At 57.9% G+C, this 20,406-nt stretch carries 18 protein-coding genes; 7 read left to right on the top strand and 11 right to left on the bottom strand.

Annotated features, from left to right (window positions below):
- Nucleotides 1-9: 9 nt before the first annotated feature.
- From KP702_RS05650 to folD, 3 genes are read right to left on the bottom strand one after another with little or no spacing between them, the layout of a single operon-like run.
- Nucleotides 10-1,974, bottom strand: coding sequence for a M1 family metallopeptidase (locus tag KP702_RS05650; RefSeq protein ID WP_215768629.1), 1,965 nt, complete (start codon nt 1,972-1,974; stop codon nt 10-12).
- A gap of 30 nt (nt 1,975-2,004) precedes the next feature.
- A complete protein-coding gene (locus KP702_RS05645; RefSeq protein WP_215749980.1) occupies nt 2,005-2,754 on the bottom strand; it encodes a methylenetetrahydrofolate reductase in 750 nt (249 codons plus the stop codon).
- On the bottom strand, nt 2,754-3,662 hold the full coding sequence (folD, locus tag KP702_RS05640; RefSeq protein ID WP_202207077.1) for a bifunctional methylenetetrahydrofolate dehydrogenase/methenyltetrahydrofolate cyclohydrolase FolD: 909 nt from the start codon (nt 3,660-3,662) through the stop codon (nt 2,754-2,756). The genes KP702_RS05645 and folD overlap by 1 nt, the downstream gene beginning before the upstream one ends.
- A gap of 83 nt (nt 3,663-3,745) precedes the next feature.
- On the opposite strand from folD, the gene KP702_RS05635 reads away from it, so the two are divergent.
- The gene (locus tag KP702_RS05635; protein WP_202207076.1) at nt 3,746-4,810 is read left to right on the top strand and encodes a low specificity L-threonine aldolase; all 1,065 of its coding nucleotides are present in this window, start codon (nt 3,746-3,748) and stop codon (nt 4,808-4,810) included.
- Between the two features lie 70 nt (nt 4,811-4,880).
- Here KP702_RS05635 and KP702_RS05630 read toward each other — a convergent pair whose 3' ends face one another.
- Nucleotides 4,881-5,909 (bottom strand): MYG1 family protein, encoded by a 1,029-nt coding sequence (locus tag KP702_RS05630; RefSeq protein WP_202207075.1) that lies wholly within the window; start codon nt 5,907-5,909, stop codon nt 4,881-4,883.
- A 191-nt stretch (nt 5,910-6,100) separates the two neighbouring features.
- Here KP702_RS05630 and hflX point away from each other — a divergent pair, with 191 nt between their 5' ends.
- Nucleotides 6,101-7,453, top strand: a complete 1,353-nt coding sequence (gene hflX / locus KP702_RS05625; RefSeq protein ID WP_215768628.1) for a GTPase HflX — start codon at nt 6,101-6,103, stop codon at nt 7,451-7,453.
- A 111-nt stretch (nt 7,454-7,564) separates the two neighbouring features.
- Here the strand turns inward: hflX and pgm are convergent, their stop codons facing one another.
- From pgm to KP702_RS05610, 3 genes are all read right to left on the bottom strand, one after another.
- Nucleotides 7,565-9,211, bottom strand: coding sequence for a phosphoglucomutase (alpha-D-glucose-1,6-bisphosphate-dependent) (pgm, locus tag KP702_RS05620; protein WP_215768627.1), 1,647 nt, complete (start codon nt 9,209-9,211; stop codon nt 7,565-7,567).
- Between the two features lie 190 nt (nt 9,212-9,401).
- Nucleotides 9,402-10,928 carry a Do family serine endopeptidase gene (locus tag KP702_RS05615; RefSeq protein ID WP_046900645.1) on the bottom strand — a complete coding sequence of 509 codons (1,527 nt, stop codon included), beginning with the start codon at nt 10,926-10,928 and terminating at the stop codon, nt 9,402-9,404.
- A gap of 113 nt (nt 10,929-11,041) precedes the next feature.
- Complete coding sequence (locus KP702_RS05610; RefSeq protein WP_202207071.1) at nt 11,042-11,506, bottom strand: nucleoside deaminase; 465 nt, start codon at nt 11,504-11,506, stop codon at nt 11,042-11,044.
- Nucleotides 11,507-11,512: 6 nt separating this feature from the next.
- Here KP702_RS05610 and KP702_RS05605 point away from each other — a divergent pair, with 6 nt between their 5' ends.
- From KP702_RS05605 to KP702_RS05585, 5 genes are all read left to right on the top strand, one after another.
- Nucleotides 11,513-12,253: a gamma-glutamyl-gamma-aminobutyrate hydrolase family protein gene (locus tag KP702_RS05605; RefSeq protein WP_202207070.1), complete on the top strand. Its 741-nt coding sequence runs from the start codon at nt 11,513-11,515 to the stop codon at nt 12,251-12,253.
- A complete protein-coding gene (locus tag KP702_RS05600; protein ID WP_046900642.1) occupies nt 12,250-13,035 on the top strand; it encodes a pseudouridine synthase in 786 nt (261 codons plus the stop codon). Before KP702_RS05605 ends, KP702_RS05600 begins: the two co-directional genes overlap by 4 nt.
- A 3-nt stretch (nt 13,036-13,038) precedes the next feature.
- Nucleotides 13,039-13,638 (top strand): 16S rRNA (guanine(966)-N(2))-methyltransferase RsmD, encoded by a 600-nt coding sequence (gene rsmD / locus KP702_RS05595; RefSeq protein ID WP_202207069.1) that lies wholly within the window; start codon nt 13,039-13,041, stop codon nt 13,636-13,638.
- Between the two features lie 117 nt (nt 13,639-13,755).
- Complete coding sequence (locus KP702_RS05590) at nt 13,756-16,464, top strand: DNA translocase FtsK (protein WP_202207263.1); 2,709 nt, start codon at nt 13,756-13,758, stop codon at nt 16,462-16,464.
- On the top strand, nt 16,454-17,176 hold the full coding sequence (locus KP702_RS05585; RefSeq protein ID WP_215768626.1) for an RluA family pseudouridine synthase: 723 nt from the start codon (nt 16,454-16,456) through the stop codon (nt 17,174-17,176). Before KP702_RS05590 ends, KP702_RS05585 begins: the two co-directional genes overlap by 11 nt.
- Here KP702_RS05585 and KP702_RS05580 read toward each other — a convergent pair.
- From KP702_RS05580 to KP702_RS05565, 4 genes are all read right to left on the bottom strand, one after another.
- A complete protein-coding gene (locus KP702_RS05580; RefSeq protein WP_215768625.1) occupies nt 17,167-17,904 on the bottom strand; it encodes a DUF4097 family beta strand repeat-containing protein in 738 nt (245 codons plus the stop codon). The two genes, KP702_RS05585 and KP702_RS05580, sit on opposite strands and share 10 nt — an antisense overlap.
- A gap of 20 nt (nt 17,905-17,924) precedes the next feature.
- Complete coding sequence (locus KP702_RS05575; RefSeq protein WP_099211614.1) at nt 17,925-18,335, bottom strand: hypothetical protein; 411 nt, start codon at nt 18,333-18,335, stop codon at nt 17,925-17,927.
- A gap of 130 nt (nt 18,336-18,465) precedes the next feature.
- On the bottom strand, nt 18,466-18,876 hold the full coding sequence (locus KP702_RS05570; protein ID WP_211500470.1) for a hypothetical protein: 411 nt from the start codon (nt 18,874-18,876) through the stop codon (nt 18,466-18,468).
- A gap of 88 nt (nt 18,877-18,964) precedes the next feature.
- Entirely contained in the window at nt 18,965-20,389 is a 1,425-nt protein-coding gene (locus KP702_RS05565) for a sugar porter family MFS transporter (protein WP_252348560.1), read from the bottom strand.
- Nucleotides 20,390-20,406 lie beyond the last annotated feature (17 nt).

Below are 20,406 nucleotides of genomic sequence, written 5' to 3'. Positions count from 1 at the left end.
GGTGGCGCGTCATTTACGGTTATCGCTGCGGTCAATGTCCGGAATGACATGGTCCGGATCAAGCGTTACGGCCTTCACCGGACCATGGGCTTCAAACGTGACCTTCAAATCGCTGGTCTGCCGCCAGGCTTCCGTCGGGATACGGCGGTCCAGCGTTGTTCCGTCCTGATATTCGACGCGTAGAACAACAGGAAGAGGCAGGGTGCCGTAGTTCAGAACCTGCACAGACACAGGATCTGTTCCTTTCTGCTCCACGGCTCCAACAGCGTAATCAGGCGCGGCGTTAGAGAAATACCATCCGCGCCAGAACCATGAGAGATCCTCACCGGCTTCGCTGCTCATCAAGCGAAAGAAATCCGAGGGTGATGGGTGATGAAAAGCCCAGACGGCAATATAGCGACGGAAGGCAGCGTCAAAACGCACAGGCCCGAGAATCTGCTCTCGCAGAAGCTTCAGCCCGTAAGCCCCTTTGAAATAGACAACGCTATGGCGGTAAGTTTCGGAGACCTCGTCGGCCCCCGCCATCAGGTTAGGTGCTTTTGAATCCGTCAGGACAGGAACGATATCCTGCGCAGGATTACCAGTTTTCGGAGCAAATTCCGGGTCCCGCTTTGGCGCGAATTCCCCGTTGTGGAAATGATCTGACGCATAAGCATCAATAAAGGTGTTGAACCCTTCATCCATGAACGGATTACGCCGCTCATCAGAACCCACAATCATCGGGAACCAGTCATGGCCCAGCTCATGCGTCGTGATCCAGAAGAGCTCCGGGTCCCGGTCACTCATGCCGTCAAACACGATACCCGGATATTCCATCCCGGCCCCGTGCCCGCCCAGATTGACGGCATTTGGCCACGGATATTCATACCACTGAGACGAAAAATACTCGATGGCGTGTTTGACATATTCCGTTGATCGGTCCCATCCATGCGGGCCAATGCCTTCGCGTGGATAGACGGACATCGCCAGCCGCGGAACCGGCCGGTAATTGGCCCAGGGCGCAACAGGCGGCAGGTTGATACGAGCAGCATCCCACAGGAAAGCTGGCGATGCCGTAAAGGCCACGTCGCGGCTATTGCGCATAACGTAATGCCAGGACACTTCCCCAGACTGCCTGAGATGGCTTTTCGGGTCTGTCACGTCATCAATGGTCCGGATCATGACGCGATTGTCGCTCTGCGCGGCCTGGGCCAGTCGCGCGCGCTCGGTCGTTGTCAGGGTCTGGTCCGGATTTAAGAGTGCCCCGGACCCGACGACCGTGAAATTCCATGGAACAGTGACCGTATAATCGAAGCTACCATATTCCAGATAAAATTCCTGCCCAAGATAGGGCAGAGTGTTCCATCCCGCGCGATCATCATACACGCTCAGGCGCGGGTACCATTGAGCAATCTCGTAAATTTCGCCCTCGCGAGACGGGGTGACAGCCGTACGGCCTCCCCACTCTCCCGGGATTGTATAGTGCCACTCGATTTTAATGACTGCGACGCCATGAGCATCCAGAGCTCGGGGTAGTCGAAGCTGCATCCGGGTGTCAGTAATCAGCGGCGTGACATCAACTTCACGGCCGCCCTGCACAATGGAAACACGCTCGATTTCCATGCCGGAAGTATGATGACCACCCGATGGAAATTTACCCCAGAACGAGGCCCGTGAATCTGGGCGATAGAGGTTCTGCTCAAGCTGAATCCACAGAACGTCCAGCGTTTCCGGACTGTTGTTGCTGTATGTGACGGTTTCGGCCCCACGCAGGATATGCGCCTGCGTGTCGATGCGGGATCGGATGACGTAATCCGTTCGGTTCTGCCAGTATTGCGGGCCCGGAAGACCAGAGCCCGAACGATAGACGTTTGGAGCATCGGGCAATGTCAGGGGAGCAAAAACCGGAGCCGGATCAGAAAGGGTTTTGGCCGAAAGAGCGGCCGGAACCATCGCGCCTCCCAGAAGGGGTAAGAGAAAAAGGCGTACGCGCATCCGGGCTATGATCTCCGCTCTCGTTAGTTCCTACCCCGTTATAATATCACCTAGGCCGCCCAGATAAGATGCCAGATCCACTTTCAGAGGCATAAGATAGGCATTGTCGTTCTTTTCGCGCACCAGCGTCAGCATCTGGCGCGCAAGATGGACGTTGCCTTCAAGAGTATCGTCATAGTCTTTGGGGAACACCACATGGTTAACGCGCTCCCAGTATCGGCGGGATCGTTCGCCCAAGACGGGTGAAACGCCCCAGAACACCGTATCGTCCCGCAACCAGTCCATGGAGAGCTGGAGCATGTGCAGATCAAACAGCGGTTGAGTAAAGAAACCGCAGGCCCCGGCGTCTTTCTTCCGGGCGATATCTTCTAGCTCCAGCCAGGGAGCCCGGCGGTAAGGGTCAAATACCGCGTAAATATCCAGATGCGGCGCTTCCTTGCGATACCGCGTAATGATTTCCGCAGAAGTGTTAGGATAGGAAACTCGATCACTTCCCGCCGGCAGTGGATCGCCTGCCACCACAAGCACGGATTTCAATTCTGGACGATCTGCACCCGGAAGAGGCGCTCCAGGAGCAATATCGATTGCGCGAATATGTGGAATCACATCCATGCCTGACCGACGGTTAACCTGTGCAGCAGCATCGTCACTGCGCAGGTCGAAACGGATCAGATCTGGAATATTCAGAAGGCCAACCTGCGGAAGCACTTTCTGTACCACCGCCACATCATCAAACAGAGCGTCTTCCGAGCGGGGAACCAGTTCAACAGAAACACGCATCAGAGGGCTTCACCCTTGCTTTGCCCCTGTGTAACGCGCGCAGCCTGAAGCGTATTGTGCAGGAGGCAGGCAATTGTCATTGGGCCAACGCCACCCGGAACAGGCGTAATATGGCCTGCAATCGGGAGCGCTTCCTCAAAAGCAACATCTCCCACAAGTCGTGTCCGGCCTTCAGGCGTCGGGACGCGCGTAATACCAACGTCAATGACGGTGGCGCCCGGTTTGATCCAGTCTCCGCGAACGAGACCGTGCTTGCCAGTTGCCACAACCAGAATGTCTGCCTCACGTGCCAGTGCTCGTGTGTCCCGCGTATGGATATGCGCGACCGAGATCGTGCAGTTCTGCTTCAACAGAAGCTGCGCCATGGGCTTTCCAACCAGACTGGACGCCCCGATCACCACAGCATGCTTGCCCGTCATGTCCTTATGAACAGACTGTAAGAGCATAAGACATCCCAGCGGCGTGCAGGGGACGAGCCCGTCAATGCCCAGAGACAGGCGCCCGGCATTCACTTCACCCAGCCCGTCAACATCCTTATGCGGCGCGATCGCATTCGTCACGACGACCGGATCAATCTGGGGCGGCAACGGAAGCTGGACGAGAATACCGTGAATCTGCGGGTTCGCGTTCAGCTGTGCAAGGAGCTCCAGAAGCTCTTCCTGCTTCGTGCTTTGCGGCAGCATGTGCATGAATGAGCGCATGCCAGCACGGTGCGTCTGAATGGCTTTGTTCTTCACATAGACTTCAGATGCGGGATCATTGCCGACCAGAACGACTGCCAGACCCGGCACGGCATTGCCCTGCTCGATAAAGCTGGAAACTTCACGGCCGATACGGTCTGTCAGAGACCGGGCAATACCTTTGCCATCTATGAGTTTGCCGGCCAGTTCAGGGGGAAACGTGCTCATGGGCTCTCCGGATGGCAACAGGCTGCAGTTTCAGTTACGATTCAGGCTACAGCCCGCGTCGTGCGCAGGAAAAGGATGGTCTTATGTCCGAGGAAATACGCAAGAACTTCGCCAGTGACAATGTTACCCCCATCTGCCCTGAAGTCATGGCAGCCTTGCTGGCCGCCAATGAGGGCAGCGTTGGATCTTATGGAGCGGATGATCTTACCCAATCCCTGAACAAACGGTTTGGGGACATCTTCGAGACGGAAGTGGCTGTTTTCCCGATCGCGACTGGAACTGCCGCCAACAGTATCGCGCTTTCCGCGCTGGTCTCACCTTACGGAGCCGTGTTGTGCGACCAGAGCGCCCATATCAACACGGATGAAGGTGGCGCTCCGGAATTCTACATGCACGGCGCCAAGCTCGTCTGCATTCCATCCGCAGAAGGAAAGCTGGACCCGGCGACAATGCCTGCCGTTCTCAGGAATAATGAGGAAAGCGGCATTCTCAGCCCTGTCATTCAGGCCTTGTCACTCACGCAGGCTAACGAATGGGGACTTGTCTATAGTCTGGAGGAGCTGGCCGCACTGACGAGCATCGCACACGACCATGGCCTGAGCGTACATCTTGATGGCGCGCGCCTAGGGAATGCCGTGGCCCATCTTGGCTGCTCTCCAGCGGACGTGACGTGGAAAGCAGGTGTGGATGTTCTGAGTTTCGGAGGCACCAAGGCTGGCGCAATGGCGGCGGAAGCCGTGGTCTTTTTCCTCAATGACCGGACGCGTCCACGGGTTAAAGAGTTCCTGCGGCGCATCAAACGCAGTGGCAATCTGTGGTCCAAGCATCGCTTCCTGAGTGCGCAGCTTCACGCATTGCTGGAAAACGATGTGTGGCTCCGGAACGCTGCGTATGCCAACCAGATGGCCCAGCGCCTCGTCGATGGGCTTCGTCGCCATCCGGCGGCCCAGATGCCTTATGAACGGCAGAGCAACGAGGTTTTCGTCATTCTGCCAGATCTGGTTCTGAAAGATCTGGAAGCCGTGGGCTACACATTCTACCGCTGGCCTACACCGGAAGACGTCTCTGGCACACTGATCCGTCTGGTCACGAGTTACTACACCCGGCCAGAAGATGTAGACGCGCTGCTTGCAGAAATTGCAGCCTAAACCGGCATTTACAAATAAGACGTTGATCCGGGCATTGTTGTCCGGATCAACGGTTTTCTACCGACGATGATCAACCAGCTTTAGATTTCAGGGACGCATCAATTTCTAACGCCAGGCGCGCCATGGTGATGGCCCCGTTCCGGCTTCCCGCGCCACAGATGAAACGGGCCGGATGTGCAAAAACTGCATCCGGAACGCCCGAAACGGCCGCTAGCGCAGTTTTTTCCAGCCCACCCCAGGCTTCCGGCAGTGACACACGCTGCCCGAAATCGCCGCGCACAGGGGGAATGGCCTTCACGTTCCATTGCTCCGGGCCTGCTGGAGAGACAACATAAACAACCGGAAGATCCCGCTCGAAAATGACCTTTTCCGTGGGCATTCCTGTTTCCATGACAAGGATGCGCTTGTCTTCCGCAGCCTCGTAAGCTTCCACAACGCGGTTAGCGGCCTTGAGGCTGGCCCGTACACGGTCAACCATATTGACCAGATGGGATGCGACGGCCGTTGCCGCATTCGCAAACCCTAAAGCTTCACGCTTTTTGGCTTCCTGCGTTCCGTAAAGCTCCGCAGTATCCCAAGCCGGACTGCACGCAGAAACAATGTCCGCAAGAGACAGCTTGCCCATCTTGGCCACGCCATTGTCATCCTGATCAACAGGAATGATCAGGGACTTGTCGAGCGACTGCCAGATGGCGGCAACCATGTCCTCGGTCACCGGTGTGGTGACGATATTGCGGATGGCAGCGTGACCGTAGTCCTTCCACAACAGACCCGCAGCGCTATACGGCGTCCCGTCATCACGCAGGGGCTTGTCCTTCATGTGATGGTCATACCGCCCGATGGACGGATCAAAGATACCGCCGACATCAAAAACGATATCGGCTTCTGCAATACGCTCCGGCGACCGGGTGCGAACAAACTGCAGGCGGTCGTCTGCGTCCTCACCAAGCACACGGCCACGCAGGCTGCCTTCCGGCGAAAGAGCGTAGTGAAGAATGGCGTAACCCAGCGTCTCGTCGGCATGGAAATTGCCCGAATGGGTCAATGCCTTGACGGTTCTGGCTTCTTTTCCGAGACCAATTGGGGTGTGTTCTGACATCTGTACGGACCTGCTGACGGCAAAGGGGTGGTTTCTGATTGTGCCTTCTCATGCCGCACCCCCCAGCCCCAGACAACAAACTTCGTCAGAAACGTGCAGAAAATGCGTTGTTTTCCACTCCATCGAAACAGTGAATCACGCCGTCCATGCATTTCGATGGCGTTGCCATAATCCGTGCTATGTAAGGCCGAATGGAAACAAAGCTCCCCATTCCGCTCGCCGTTCTTGTCGGCATCCAGACCCCTGACGTCGATGACGTCGCACACGAAGCCAGCCTGGAAGAACTGGGGAGACTGGTTAAAACCCTTGGCTATGACGTCATCGGGTCCGTCTCCCAAAAGCGCGAAGGTACGGGTGCTGCGTCGCTCCTTGGTGCTGGCAAGCTGGAAGAGCTCGCAGACATTACCGGCGGCCGCGGGATCATCACACCGATGGTCAAGACCCCGATGACAAAGGCCCGCAAACGCTTTGAGGGCACCGTTGAAGCATCAGAGCCCGATGAAGACGACTCAGATGGCCCTCGCAAGCCAGAATTTGTCATTGTTGACCACGAGCTGACACCCAGTCAGATCCGCAATCTTGAACGCGCTACCGGCGCGCAGGTGCTGGATCGTACGGGTGTCATTGTCGAAATTTTCCATCGTCACGCCAACACCCGCGAAGCAAAGCTTCAGGTGGAGATGGCGCGGCTGAAATACGTTGCACCACGCTTGCGGGAATCTTCGAATGGTGGCGGCAGACAGCAGGGGCCTGGGGCTGGTGAAACCAATCTGTCGCTTGATCGCCGCAAGATCCGGGACCGCCTTGCCGAGCTGAAAACCCAGCTTGAAGCCGTGCAACGCGATAGCGATAACCGGCGTTCTGCACGGCGGGATCAGCTTCGCGTCGCTCTGGTGGGGTACACCAATGCTGGCAAGTCCTCCCTGATGCGCGCGCTCACCGGTAGCGAAGTTCTGGTGCAGGACAAGCTCTTCGCTACGCTTGATACGACAGTTCGGACGCTTCAGCCCGAGACACGTCCACGTATTCTCGTGTCCGACACGGTGGGCTTCATCAAACAGCTCCCCCATGATCTGGTCGCCTCGTTCCGCTCCACGCTGTCTGAAGCGTTGGAAGCGTCGCTACTGCTGTTTGTCGTAGATGCCTCGGACCCGACTTACGAAGCGCAGCTTGAGGTTAGCCACAGCGTTCTGCATGAAATCGGGGCGGATGTTGTGCCGTCCCGACTTGTTCTGAACAAGATGGATAAGGTGGATGACGCCCGGCGCGCTGAACTGCTGGAAAAGCATCCCGACGCCATTCCATTGTCTGCCCATCGACCAGATGACGTCAGCGCTTTACGGGAAAGCCTGATCGCCTTCTTCGAGACGAAAATGGTCGATGATGTTCTGGTACTGCCCTACTCGAAACAGGGGCTGATTGGCGAGATTTACGAGAGCGCCCGCGTCCTGTCCGAAGATCACGACGAGACAGGTCGCATCCTAAAAATCCGAGGCCTGCCGGGTGCCATTGCACGGTTGCACCGAAGCCTCTCGGGAAAATAAAGGCCCGTGCTGCCTTTCTGACCGGGCGGGAAAGACGTTCCACAAAAAAGGCCACCATCTCGTTAAAGATGGTGGCCCAATGTTGTTACTGCGCTTTTGAAGGCGACACCTTCAAGACGCAAAGACCTTGGAAATTGCAGCCTGAGCCTCGTCCTGAATGGCCTTCAGGTGTTCTGGGCTTTTGAAGCTCTCGGCATAGATTTTGTAGACATCTTCCGTGCCTGACGGACGGGCTGCGAACCAGCCGTTTTCCGTCACAACCTTTAGGCCGCCGATCGCCGCGCCATTGCCCGGTGCCTTCGTGAGCTTGGCAATAATCTTGTCACCAGCGAGTTCTTCCAGCGGGAACTGTTCCGGCGCCAGCTTGCTGAGCTTGGCCTTCTGTTCCGGGTTCGCCGCTGCGTCGATCCGCGCATAGTACGGCGTGCCGAGGCGAGCGATAATCTCGTGGTAATGCTGGCTCGGGTTCTTGCCCGTCTTGGCTGTGATTTCCGCAGCAAGAAGGCCGAGAATGAGGCCGTCCTTATCGGTCGTCCAAACTGAGCCATCACGGCGCAGGAAGGTTGCGCCTGCGCTCTCCTCGCCGCCAAAGCCCAGCGAGCCATCCATCAGGCCCGGCACGAACCATTTCAGACCGACCGGCACTTCGACCAGCTTGCGGCCCATATCCGCCACAACACGATCAATCAGACCACTACTCACCAGCGTCTTGCCGACGCCAAGATCAGGCTTCCAGTCCGGACGGTTCTGGAACAGGTACGAGACCGCCACAGCCAGATAGTGGTTCGGGTTCATCAGGCCATCCGGCATGGCCACGATGCCATGACGGTCTGCATCCGTGTCATTGGCGAACGCGACGTCAAAATCCTGGCCCATCTTGATGAGACGCGCCATGGCATAGGGCGAAGAACAGTCCATACGGATCTGCCCGTCCCAGTCTGCCGTCATGAACGCAAACTGCGGGTCCACGACATCACTGACGATCGTGGCATTCAGGCCGTACTTTTCGACGATGGGCTTCCAGTAACCGACGGCAGCGCCACCCAGTGGATCAATACCGATCTTCACGCCCGCATCACGGATGGCCGCCATGTCGATGACGTTTTCCAAATCGGCCACATACGGCGTGACGTAATCATAGCGCTTGATGGACGGTGCGTTCTTGGCTTCGTCGTAAGGCAGGCGCTTTACGTCCTTCAGGCTATCCGCCAAGAGCTCATTCGCCATGTCCTGAATGGCTTTCGTCACGGCCGTATCTGCCGGACCACCATTCGTCGGATTGTACTTGAAGCCACCATCCGTCGGCGGGTTATGGGACGGCGTGACGACAACACCATCGGCCAGCCCCGTTGTGCGGCCTTTGTTGTAGGTCAGAATGGCGTGGGAAATGACGGGCGTCGGCGTGTAGCCATCGTTCTGGTCAATGCGGACATCAATCCCGTGGGCCGCGAAAACCTCAATGGCCGAGCGCTGTGCCGGGGCCGACAGGGCGTGCGAGTCAATGCCAATGAAGAGCGGTCCATCAATCCCCTCCGCCTTACGATACCGACAGATTGCTTCACAGATGGCGAGGATATGACCTTCGTTGAAGCTGGTATGGAAAGACGAACCGCGGTGTCCGGAAGTCCCGAACGAAACACGCTGGGTCGGGATGGAGACGTCCGGCTTACGATCATAATAAGCGGCAACCAGGGCCGATATATCCGTCAACTGCGACTGATCGAGCATTTTTCCGGCGAGGGGGCTGATATTGGCCATTAATCCAAAATCCTTAACAGATCCGCGTTTTAAGCGACCGTAACGCACGAACGCCAATTGCGGCTGAGAAAAACTTATCTCGGGCCTTCTGTCCAGTTACAGAGCTCTGACGCCCTGCCCTGTGGCGAGCATAAAAAAAGCGGGGAGAAACCTGTCCCCCCGCTCTGTTTCGCAAAAACGGATACGAGAATTACTGGAGATCGTCGCCGGAGCTGCCATCATCCGAACCATCAGGCGAGACAGCAACAAAGAGCTGCTGCCCGTCACGCAGGATGCGTAGCAGAGGGGGCTGCTTGCGGGACAGAGCGTCACGCACCTGTGCCACCACAGCCTTCGGAGACGGCGTGACGTGATTTCCCACGGCCACAATAATGTCGCCCGGACGAATGCCAGACTGATCAGCTGGGGAACCCTGAACAACGTCAGCAACGACGGCGCCCTGCACGCTGTCATCAAGGCCCAGTTCCTGTCGGGCGCGCGGCGTCAGGGATGCCAAAGACACACCTAGCTTGCCAGCACCAGCAGACTGGCTGCTATCCGCCCCCCCACTGCCATGGTCCTGATTGGCGAGGTTGCCCACCGTGAACTTCACATCCATCGGCTTGCCGTCACGCAGCAGGTTCACCGTAGCGTCTGTTCCGGGCGCAATGGAGACAACCTTCACAGCCAGATCATGGCCGTTCTTCACCGGATGACCATTCAGCGTCAGGATGACGTCACCGCTCTTGATACCAGCCTTCTCAGCCGGGCTACCCTTGGAGACGGACGCCACCAGCGTACCATGCGGCGGAGCACCGGGCTCCGGGGACTTCAGGTTGAGCGCCTGAGCCATCGTCGGAGAAATATCCTGCCCCTCGATGCCGAAATAGCCACGCGTGACATGACCGGTCTTTTCAAGCTGGTCGACGACAGATCGCACCGTGTTGGACGGAATGGCAAAGCCGATACCGATTGAACCACCACCGTTCGGCGAAATGATCATGGAGTTGATGCCCACGACCTTGCCGTCCTGTGTGAACAGCGGGCCGCCGGAGTTGCCGTGATTGATCGGGGCATCAACCTGGATGAAGTCGTTATACGCGCCGGAATGCAGATCACGGCCCAGAGCCGAGACGATACCTGCCGTCACGGTTCCGCCAAGACCATAGGGATTGCCGACGGCAACGACCCATTCGCCCGGCTGGACATCGTCAGAATCACCGAGGTCAATGAACGGCAGTTTGCCTGTTGGCTTCACACGCAGCAGAGCCACGTCCGTCTTCGGATCACGGCCAATGATCTTGGCCTGCAATGTGGTCCCGTCATCCAGCGTGACCGTGACCTTCGTGGCGCCATTCACAACATGGTTGTTGGTCACGACATAACCATCAGCCGAGATGATGAAGCCCGAGCCACGAGCTTCTACTGTGCGGTTCTGCTGCTGTTGCTGCGGCATCATCTGGAACGGGAAGGGAAACGGGAAAGGCGAGCCCTGCATTCCGCCGCCGCCATCACCACCTGGACCGTTCTCTTCCTGCTCGGCAACATCGGCCTTGATGTGTGCCGTGATGGAGACGACGGCAGGCTTCACCTGCTTCACAAGAGTGACGAAGTTGGGCAGCGCCTGAACATTGGTCTGCGGCTTGATGGCTCCGTTATCCGCCATGGCAGCGGGAGCGGCGACCAGAAAGGTCGTGGCAGCGAGGGCAGCAAGGGAAGCGCGGAAGCGTGTGGTCATGTCAGTCCCGATTGTTACAGAAGAACGGTTCGGTCGTTATAAGTCCGCACTATGCACTGCGTTCCCATTCACCAAGCTGACCGGGAGGTGAAACATCCGTAAGTCTTTGTTTGTCACCCGTTCCGCAGCCGCTGGAAAAATGTCCTGAGCTGATGAGCAGCTTCCCGTTCGCGTAGTCCGCCGATCACTTCAGGTTTGTGCAGGCAGGTCGGCCGTTCAAACACACGCGGGCCATGCTCTACGCCGCCACCTTTGGGATCATAAGCACCGAACACGACACGCTCGCACCGGAAATGCACAATGGCACCCGCGCACATCGGGCAGGGTTCCAGCGTGACCACAAGCGTACATCCTGTCAGGCGCGAAGAGCCAAGCTTCACCGCTGCGGCACGCATGGCCAACAATTCAGCATGGGCAGAGGCGTCATACAGTTCCTCTACGCGGTTGCGCGCCACGGACACGACATCTCCCGCCGCATCCAGCACAACTGCCCCCACGGGAACTTCACCCTGTCGGGCCGCTTCGTCTGCGGCATCAAGAGCCATCTGCATGGCGCGGCTTGTATCGGCCTGAATCATGATGCGATGATGGGGCGTATGACCACTGCCCGTCCATCCCCTTCCCGGAACACAGCTCCGCTCATTGGTCTTACGCTCGATCATGAACCTGGCGGTCCGGGACAATTTTCTCGCTATCCTTATTATGCCTTGCGGGAAAATTATCTCACGGCCCTCAGTGATGCTGGCGGCTTACCAGTCTGCCTGGGGTATATGGGGAACGCGGAAGCGATAGTGGAACGCCTGGACGCCCTCGTTATCACTGGCGGCGCGTTTGATGTTGATCCTGCGCTGTATGGGGAAGAGCCTCATTCTCTGACCGCTCCCCGTCCCGCCAGAACATCTGCCGAGCTTGCCCTTCTGCGTGCTGCGCTCAAGCGGGACATTCCCGTTCTCGGAATCTGCGGCGGCATGCAACTTATGGCCGTGAATGCGGGCGGGACGCTGATCCAGCATCTTCCACCCGAACTGGAACACGAGCAGCCCAACCCTCGCCATGAACCCGGACATACGGTTTCCCTTGTGGCTAGCACCCGCCTGGCCCGCATTGCTGACACCGAGATTATGCACGTCAATTCGTCTCACCATCAGGCTGTGCGAACGGCAGGAAGGGCAAAAATCTCGGCTGTTGCAGCAGACGGTGTGATCGAGGCAATCGAACTGGACGACGCAAAATTCGCCATTGGTGTACAGTGGCATCCTGAATTCACCCTCGACCCCGGCGACCGTCGCCTGTATGCGGCGCTGGTGGAGGCAGCAGCACGATGACCGAAGAACTTAACCCGACCCCTGAAACATCCGACGGCCCAAGAGGCGAACGCATCGCGAAGTTCCTTGCGCGCGCTGGCGTTGCCAGCCGTCGTGACGTGGAACGCATGATCGAAGACGGCCGGATCAAGATGGACGGCCAGCCCGTCACGCATCCCGCAACATTCGTTCAGCCGGGTGACATCGTGCTGGTTGACGGTAAGCCCGTGGATAATCCCGAGCGTACCCGTCTGTGGCGTTATCACAAGCCTGACGGCCTTCTGACCACGCATCGTGACCCGCAGGAACGCCGGACAGTTTTTGACTCCCTGCCTGAGGGAATGCCGCGTGTTATCAGCGTCGGCCGGCTGGATATCAATTCCGAAGGTCTGCTGCTGCTGACAAACGATGGCGAACTGGCACGTCGTCTGGAACTACCCGGCAATGCCTGGGTCCGCCGTTACCGTGTGCGCGTCTTTGGCATGGTGGACGAGAGACGTCTGGCCTCTCTGGTCGATGGTTTTGAATTTGAAGGCATCCGTTATGGCTCGATCGAAGCCGAACTGGATTCCGTCAAGGGTGACAACTCCTGGCTGACCGTCTCTTTGCGTGAAGGCAAGAACCGTGAAATCCGTCAGGTCATGCGCGGCCTGAACCTGCATGTGAGCCGACTGATCCGTCTGTCGTATGGTCCGTTTCAGCTGGGCTCCCTGAAGGCGCGCGAGCTTGAGGAAGTCAACGGTAAGACGCTGCGCGAGCAGATCCCCGATCTACCTGCTCCGACCCGCAAGCGGACCCGCTGATTCATGCGGATTGTTGGCGGAGAGAACAAGGGCCGTGCACTTATGGCCCCACGGGGAGAAGGAACGCGCCCCACATCTGATCGGACGCGGCAGGCCATCTTTGACATGCTCGCTCATGCCCCATGGTACGGGCATGATGAGCTTGAAGAGGCCATTGTCCTGGACGGTTATGCCGGGACAGGGGCGATGGGCCTGGAAGCCCTGTCCCGCGGGGCTCAGCGTGCGTCTTTCATCGAGCGGGACCGTAATGCCCTGAACGCCCTGCGCGCCAATCTCGATATCTGTCGCGCCCGGAACATCTCCCGCGTGCTGAGTTGCAGCGTGACGCATCCGCCCCGTGCGACAGAGCCGCATACGCTGATTTTCCTGGATCCACCTTACGGGAAAACACTGGTCGAATCGGGTCTGCGCGCTCTGGCACGAGGGGGCTGGATTGCTGAAGGTGCACTGATCGTTGCAGAGACGGGAGCAACTGAAGATTTTGCCCCGTTTGTGCCACCTTCCGAACACTTTTCTCCCACACTTCCTGCCGAGCCACTCGTGATCCGGAAATTCGGCGCGGCAAAGGTGACCATCTGGCGACATTCATCCACTGTTCCTTAATTTTCCTACTGTATTCAGTGGCCTGTCAGGTATAATTCAGTCTTGATCTGAAAGCCGTAATCCAGAAAACCGACGGGGTGACGAGACTTGGCCGTGTTCAGCCGTTCGACCAGCACAGTGCGCAACATCGTTCGTGAAGCACACGACCGTCACATGACACCAAAGCTCCGGAGTGCGCTGAACGCCCGCCTCATGGAGCTTCTGGGACTGGGCTTTCTGATTGCGGCTGTTGCCATCGGCATCGCGCTTTGGAGCTTCAACCCGCACGATCCGTCGTTCAATACGTCCACAGGAACAGAGCCGACGAACCTTCTGGGCCGGACCGGCGCCACCATTTCCGATGGTCTGGTGCAGTGGCTGGGCCTAGGAAGCGGTCTGCCGATTGTCGTATTGCTCGCCTGGGCCTGGCGTATGGTCCGTCATCACGGCATGAGCGCCCCCATCGTCCGGATTATTGCTGCACTGCTGCTGCTTCCGGCCGGCGCCACGTTCATTGGCACGCTCCAGCTGCTTATTCCGGGGCTTGAAGTGGCCTGGCCGACCGCGGCTGGTCTGGGCGGCGAAATGGGCGTGTCCTGTGCTCATCGTCTGCTTGACGCCGCACATGCTGAAGCCGGTTCAGCAGGCAGCGCACTAGCAGTGTTTCTTGTTCTGCTCCTGATGGGCATTCTGATGCCACTTGCCATGGGGCTTCAGTGGCGCGAATGGCGTGCCATGGGACAGGGCGCCGCATTGCTGGCCCGCCAGCCCGTGGCCCTTGCCCGACGCATGAACGGCCCGCAGACGTCCGATCGTCCTGCTCCGGACCCGCGTCAGTACGAATTCCAGCGTGGCAATACGGGAAGCAGCCCTGCACCAGATGCAGCGCCCCTGTCTTTTCTGCGTCGCAGCTTCGGCAAGAGCGACCCGAGCACGCGCCCGTCTCCCTTCGTGCCGCAGAATACGGGCTGGATGCAGCCTCCCATGGAAACGGCGGAAGACCCTTACGAGCATCCGGCAGTCATGCGGAAAGAGGCTGCCAGCGCCGCGGCCCCAGATCCGCAGGTGCCGGAAGAGGAAGAAGCGCCGTCCAACCCTTATGCGGAACGACTGGCACAGATTGCGCGCCAGCGGAACGTTCAAACGATCCAGCGTTCGCATGTTGAAGACGATACGGATGAAGATGGGCCGCAGAGCAGCATCGAGCCGCCTGCACCAGAGCCGGAACAGCGCCGCAGCCTCTTCGGAATGCGTCGTCCTGAGCGCCCGGCTCAGCCACAACCTGCCGCCCGCCCGATGCCACCGCGCACCCCCGCAGCAACAGGCTGGGAACTTCCCCCGCTGTCTCTGCTGAACCCACCGCCTGCACACGCCTCCACAGGTCCCTCGCAGGAAACGCTTCAGTCCAATGCACGACTGCTGGAAAGCGTTCTGGCGGATTACGGCGTTCAGGGCACGATTGGCGACATTCACGCAGGCCCGGTTGTCACGCTTTATGAGCTTGAACCGGCTCCGGGTATCCGATCGTCACGTGTGATCGGTCTGGCGGATGACGTGGCGCGCTCCCTCTCCGTTCTCAGTGTGCGCATCGCGACGGTGCCGGGCCGAAATGTCATTGGTATCGAGGTTCCGAACGCCAAGCGCGAGATGGTGTTCTTCTCCGAACTGCTTATGACGCCGGAATGGACCAATGGCGTGGGCCGCCTCCAGATTGCGCTGGGCAAAGATATTGCTGGCGTTCCGGTCTATACGGACCTGGCAAAAATGCCGCACCTTCTGGTCGCTGGTACGACTGGATCGGGTAAGTCTGTCGGTATTAACTCCATGATCCTGTCACTGCTCTATCGGCTTAGCCCGGAAGAGTGCCGTCTGATCATGATTGATCCCAAGATCTTGGAACTGTCGATTTACGACGGAATTCCGCATCTTCTGACCCCAGTGGTGACGGAACCGGCAAAGGCTGTCAGTGCTCTCAAGTGGACCGTGCAGGAGATGGACCGTCGCTATCGTCTGATGGCGCAGCTTCAGGTTCGTAATATCAACGGCTACAACGAACGCGTCAGCCAGCTTCGGGCATCCGGGGAGATGGTGACCCGCCGCGTTCAGACCGGCTTTGACCCTGAGACAGGCAAACCCGTCTTTGACGAACAGCAGGTTCCTCTAGAAAACCTGCCGTATATCGTGGTGGTAATCGACGAAATGGCTGACCTGATGATGGTCGCGGGCAAGGAAATCGAGACGGCGGTGCAGCGTCTTGCGCAGAAGGCGCGTGCGGCTGGTATTCACGTTATCATGGCAACGCAGCGTCCGTCCGTTGACGTAATTACCGGCACCATCAAGGCCAACTTCCCAACCCGTATTTCCTTCCAGGTCATCAGCAAGTTCGACAGTCGTACCATTCTGCAGGAACAGGGTGCCGAGCAGCTTCTTGGTCAGGGTGACATGCTGTTCATGCAGGGCGGTGGCCGCATTACGCGTGTCCATGGCCCGTTTGTGGCGGATGATGAGGTCGAAGAAGTCGTGGCCGATCTGCGCTCCAAGGGCGATCCGATCTACAACGATGACGTTGTCTCCGGGGAAGATGAAGAAGGTGGCTCTTCCGGTGGCGGCATGAGTAGCGGCGGAAGCGGTGGAGATGGAGAGGGCAGCCTATTCGAACAGGCCGTAGACATTGTCATGACGGAAGGTCGCGCCTCGACCAGCTTTATCCAGCGCCATCTTTCGATCGGGTATAACCGCGCAGCGAAGCTGATTGACCAGATGGAAAAGGAAGGCATCATCGGGCCAGCCAACCATGTGGGCAAACGTGAAATTCTAGCCCGTCGTCCGGCATCCCATGAGGACTGACAGACGCAGAGGCCGCGGCGAAACTTCCCCCTCCCCTGCCCCGCGTGGTCTTTTCTATCTGGGGCAGGATCTTCCTGTTCTGCTGGAAACATCGCGCTTCCTGATCCTGAACAAACCCGCCGGGCTGGCTGTTCACCCCGGTCCATCCACTCAGGATTCCGTGGAGACGCGCCTCGTGACCCATCCACGCGGAGGGCCTTGGCTGGCCCACCGCCTTGATGCGGATACATCCGGCTGCCTGCTGATTGCACGCCGCAAGACGGCTCTGATCGAAGCACAGAATGCTTTTCAGGCCCGCCAGGTCCGCAAACTGTACTGGACCGTTGTCGAAGGCGTCCCAACTCAGCAGGAAGGCGAAATTTCCGCTCCCCTGCTCCGACATTCGATGCCCTCAGGCTGGCGTATGATTGTGGATCCAAAAGGCGATGCTGCCATCACACGGTGGCGCGTTCTGGGCCAGGCAGGCAGCCGGAGCTGGCTGGAGCTGGAACTTCTGACAGGACGTACCCACCAGGCCCGTATCCATTGTGCGCATCTCGGGACGCCGATTGTGGGTGACCGGGTTTACGGCTCAGAAAATGCAGGAGGCCTGCATCTTCTGGCCCGTAGCCTTCACGTACCGCTTGCTGAAGAAACCCTCGACGCTGTTGCGCCGCCCGCCCCAGCTATGGCTGAGGCGCTGCGCCATTTAGGATGGGACGGTCAGTCCTGAACGATACGGATGGTTCCGGAGACATCCCGGAGCGTGACATGGTCTTTCCCGTCACCGACCTTTCCACTTGCTGTAATCTTCCGGGATTCACTAGAGACAAGGCTCGGTTTCTCCCACGGACCAACATTCACAGCCAGACCCAGTGACTGCTCAAGGGGAAAGTCTTTCTGCGAACGTCCCTGACGGAGCTGGATGTCGAAGGTGCCACCAAAACCCTTCGGCACGTGAAGCGTGATATCGCCAGACGCAGATTCCAAAAGCACAGTGCGTGCATTGGGTGCGGAGGTCAGGGTGATGTCCTGATCGCCGCTGGAGCTTTTGGCCGTGACGTCCCCGGCGGCTTTCTCGAGATGCGCGTCACCGCTCACAGTCATCAGTATCGCGGCCCCAGCTGCCCCAGCAACAGTGACATCGCCGCTAACGGACTTGATCTGAAGCGCACCCTGAATCTGACCAATCTGGGTATCACCACTGACCGTTGAGACGGATACAGGGCCATTGGATGATGAAACGTCCGTATCACCACTGACACTTCGGATGGACAGCGGCCCGGAAGAGGTTTTGACTTCTACATCCCCACTGATGGTGGAAATGATCCCCCCTTCCGGCAGAGTTGCGTAGGATAGATCTTCACTGGATGTGCTCTGACTGAGCGGAGCAGCGAGCGCGCTGGAAGTCAGGCAGGTTGCAGCAAGCAGCACAGGGAAAACGGCACGGAAAACAGGCATTGTATTCGCTTTCTTTGGCATCAGAAGGAGTTGGATGATGCAACCGGGCGGTTCATCAATGCTGCATACATTCCACGCACGACGGCCCAGGCGGTGAGAATACCCCATGTCAGGGTCAGTCCCCACGGCACGACCATGAAGACCAGACCAAGGCCACCCGTGATGGCGCCAAGCCCTGCGACCATCAGGTGAATCAGGCCAATAACTGTCAGCGCAAATGCCCCATACCAGAACAGTCTGATCTGCCAGTCCAGCTGGGCACGTTTCAGGCCAGTTGCGGAGCGGCGCGCTACATGGGCGAGTGTTACGCCCACGAATGCCGTAATTCCTGTAAAGAAGCCGGCGAGATACAGCGCATAAATCAGCAGGACGTAGTCACGGCCCGTATCCTGTCGGGCGGCTCCATAACCGGACATCGTCGTGGTGTACATGAATGAACTCCTCTGGAGGATGATCCTCAACAGAATAGCTCATGCAGAAACTGTGCCAGTTCCTGATTTTCCTACCAGCCTGCCTTACCACTCAATGCAAGACAGGCTGAGAATGGCGTAATTCGCCAGTTTATTCGCCAAGCGCCCGGAAGCGATCAGGCAGTGGCCCCTGGCCCTGCGTCAGGGACCGTACGCCATAAAACAGCGACACGAGCAGAGCGATGTTCCACAGAGCAAAAATACCAATCGGAATCAGGAACAGGAGCTGTCCTGGCCCGGAGCTTCCCGGAGGTTCAGTAATGAAGCAGGCGCCGAAAAGAGCAGCGCACCCAATAATAAAGGCAACGTCATACCAGAACAAACGAATAAGCCAGCTCAGATGGGTTCGGACCACCCCGTGGCTGGAACCTTTCAGGACATAAGCGAGGATTACTCCTGCCAGAAGGGAGATACCTGTGAAAAACCGGGCGATATACAGCCCATAAACAAGGAGAACGCCTCCACGACCCGGACCTTCGGACGAGAGAGAAAAATTGGTCATGACAGCCTCCTTCAGCTGATCCCCTTTATAGCAGAAACGTCCGACCAAAGGCCGAACGTTTCTATCGGGCAGAATATGTTTTGGGAAATTAGCGGCCGAGCTTGCGCAGCTTTGTGCCCTGCATCAGTCGCTTCTCGATAACGGCCAGAGACATGCCCTTTGTTTCTGGCACGAACAGGATTGTCAGCAGCAAAAACAGCGCATTCAGGCCTGCGAAGAGCCAGAATGTTCCGCCCGTTCCAATGGCCTTCATAAGCGACAGGAAGCTCACACCCACCAGAAGATTGGTCATCCAGTTTGTGAATGTTGACATCGCAATACCGAAATCGCGACCGCCAAGAGGCTGAATTTCCGCACAGAGAACCCACATCAGCGGGCCAGCAGACATCGCAAATCCGGCACAGAAGATCATCAGCAGGAACACGGCTGCAATCTGGGAAGACTGCGTTGTCATGCCGCCCTGAAGCAGCATGGCAAGCACGCCCATTCCAATCGCCATGACCGTGAAGCCAGCATACAGGATTGGCTTACGGCCCCAGCGATCCACAAGACCAACTGCCACAAATGTTGCCAGCATGTTGACCAGGCCGATAATGGCCGTGCACCACATCTGGGAATGCGCATCGAAATGAGCTGCCGCAAGGATATTCGGGGCGTAATACATAACGATATTGATGCCCGCGAGCTGCTGCATCGCCTGCAACATGATGCCAAGAGCGACAGAACGACGGAAATTGCTGTTCGTGCGGAATAGCTTGAAGCCTTCCTGCTTGGTTTCGAGCTGTTCACGAATGGCACGAATTTCCTTGGCAGCCTCCAGCGGGTCATTCCGCAGATCCACGAGGATTTCACGAGCTTCCTTGTGACGTCCCTGCATAATCAGCCAGCGCGGGCTGTATGGCAGGAACAGAACGCCAATCAGAAACAGGACCGCAGGAATACCTGCAACACCAAACATCCAGCGCCAGTTTTCACTGTAGGAAAAATAGGTGTCTGACAGGAACGCGACGAAAATACCGACCGTCACCATCAACTGGTACGTCGAAACCATAGCGCCACGCGATTCTTCGCTGGCGATTTCCGACAGGTACAGCGGCGCCGTAAAGGCTGAAATACCGACCGCAATCCCCATGATAACGCGGAAGACAATGATGGAAGGAATGGACCACCCCATGGCACAGCCCAGCGTTCCAACCACGAACACTGCTGCGCCAAGAATAAGGGATCGCTTGCGGCCCAGATGATGGGAGAGCCAGCCTGCACCCAAAGCACCAGCGGCGGCACCTGCCATCATGGAGCTAACCACCCATTCCAGTGCCAGCGTCGAGGCATGATATTCCTTGCCGATCAGGTCCAGAGCACCCGCAACAACACCGATATCCAGACCGGACATTAACCCTGCGAGGGCGGCAATCACTCCAATGGCGATGATCTTGAACCGTGTTGGATCAAAAACAGACGTTCCACTGTTATCTGGCTGGATGGTCTCTTCGGTCCTGACCTGATCCGTCATGCTTGGCGGGTATCCTT

This window comes from Gluconobacter sp. P5B12 (genome assembly GCF_018812035.1).
Lineage (GTDB): Bacteria > Pseudomonadota > Alphaproteobacteria > Acetobacterales > Acetobacteraceae > Gluconobacter.
The sequence above is the reverse complement of the archived record's forward strand: the minus strand, read 5'-3'. Positions and strand labels throughout refer to the sequence as shown.

Bases quoted from the DNA above. Each gene is read 5' to 3' on its own strand.
- KP702_RS05650 (WP_215768629.1), bottom strand. From the start codon at position 1,974: ATGCGCGTACGCCTTTTTCTCTTACCCCTTCTGGGAGGCGCGATGGTT.
- KP702_RS05645 (WP_215749980.1), bottom strand. From the start codon at position 2,754: ATGCGTGTTTCTGTTGAACTGGTTCCCCGCTCGGAAGACGCTCTGTTT.
- folD (WP_202207077.1), bottom strand. From the start codon at position 3,662: ATGAGCACGTTTCCCCCTGAACTGGCCGGCAAACTCATAGATGGCAAA.
- KP702_RS05635 (WP_202207076.1), top strand. From the start codon at position 3,746: ATGTCCGAGGAAATACGCAAGAACTTCGCCAGTGACAATGTTACCCCC.
- KP702_RS05630 (WP_202207075.1), bottom strand. From the start codon at position 5,909: ATGTCAGAACACACCCCAATTGGTCTCGGAAAAGAAGCCAGAACCGTC.
- hflX (WP_215768628.1), top strand. From the start codon at position 6,101: ATGGAAACAAAGCTCCCCATTCCGCTCGCCGTTCTTGTCGGCATCCAG.
- pgm (WP_215768627.1), bottom strand. From the start codon at position 9,211: ATGGCCAATATCAGCCCCCTCGCCGGAAAAATGCTCGATCAGTCGCAG.
- KP702_RS05615 (WP_046900645.1), bottom strand. From the start codon at position 10,928: ATGACCACACGCTTCCGCGCTTCCCTTGCTGCCCTCGCTGCCACGACC.
- KP702_RS05610 (WP_202207071.1), bottom strand. From the start codon at position 11,506: ATGATTCAGGCCGATACAAGCCGCGCCATGCAGATGGCTCTTGATGCC.
- KP702_RS05605 (WP_202207070.1), top strand. From the start codon at position 11,513: ATGATGGGGCGTATGACCACTGCCCGTCCATCCCCTTCCCGGAACACA.
- KP702_RS05600 (WP_046900642.1), top strand. From the start codon at position 12,250: ATGACCGAAGAACTTAACCCGACCCCTGAAACATCCGACGGCCCAAGA.
- rsmD (WP_202207069.1), top strand. From the start codon at position 13,039: ATGCGGATTGTTGGCGGAGAGAACAAGGGCCGTGCACTTATGGCCCCA.
- KP702_RS05585 (WP_215768626.1), top strand. From the start codon at position 16,454: ATGAGGACTGACAGACGCAGAGGCCGCGGCGAAACTTCCCCCTCCCCT.
- KP702_RS05580 (WP_215768625.1), bottom strand. From the start codon at position 17,904: ATGCCTGTTTTCCGTGCCGTTTTCCCTGTGCTGCTTGCTGCAACCTGC.
- KP702_RS05575 (WP_099211614.1), bottom strand. From the start codon at position 18,335: ATGTACACCACGACGATGTCCGGTTATGGAGCCGCCCGACAGGATACG.
- KP702_RS05570 (WP_211500470.1), bottom strand. From the start codon at position 18,876: ATGACCAATTTTTCTCTCTCGTCCGAAGGTCCGGGTCGTGGAGGCGTT.
- KP702_RS05565 (WP_252348560.1), bottom strand. From the start codon at position 20,389: ATGACGGATCAGGTCAGGACCGAAGAGACCATCCAGCCAGATAACAGT.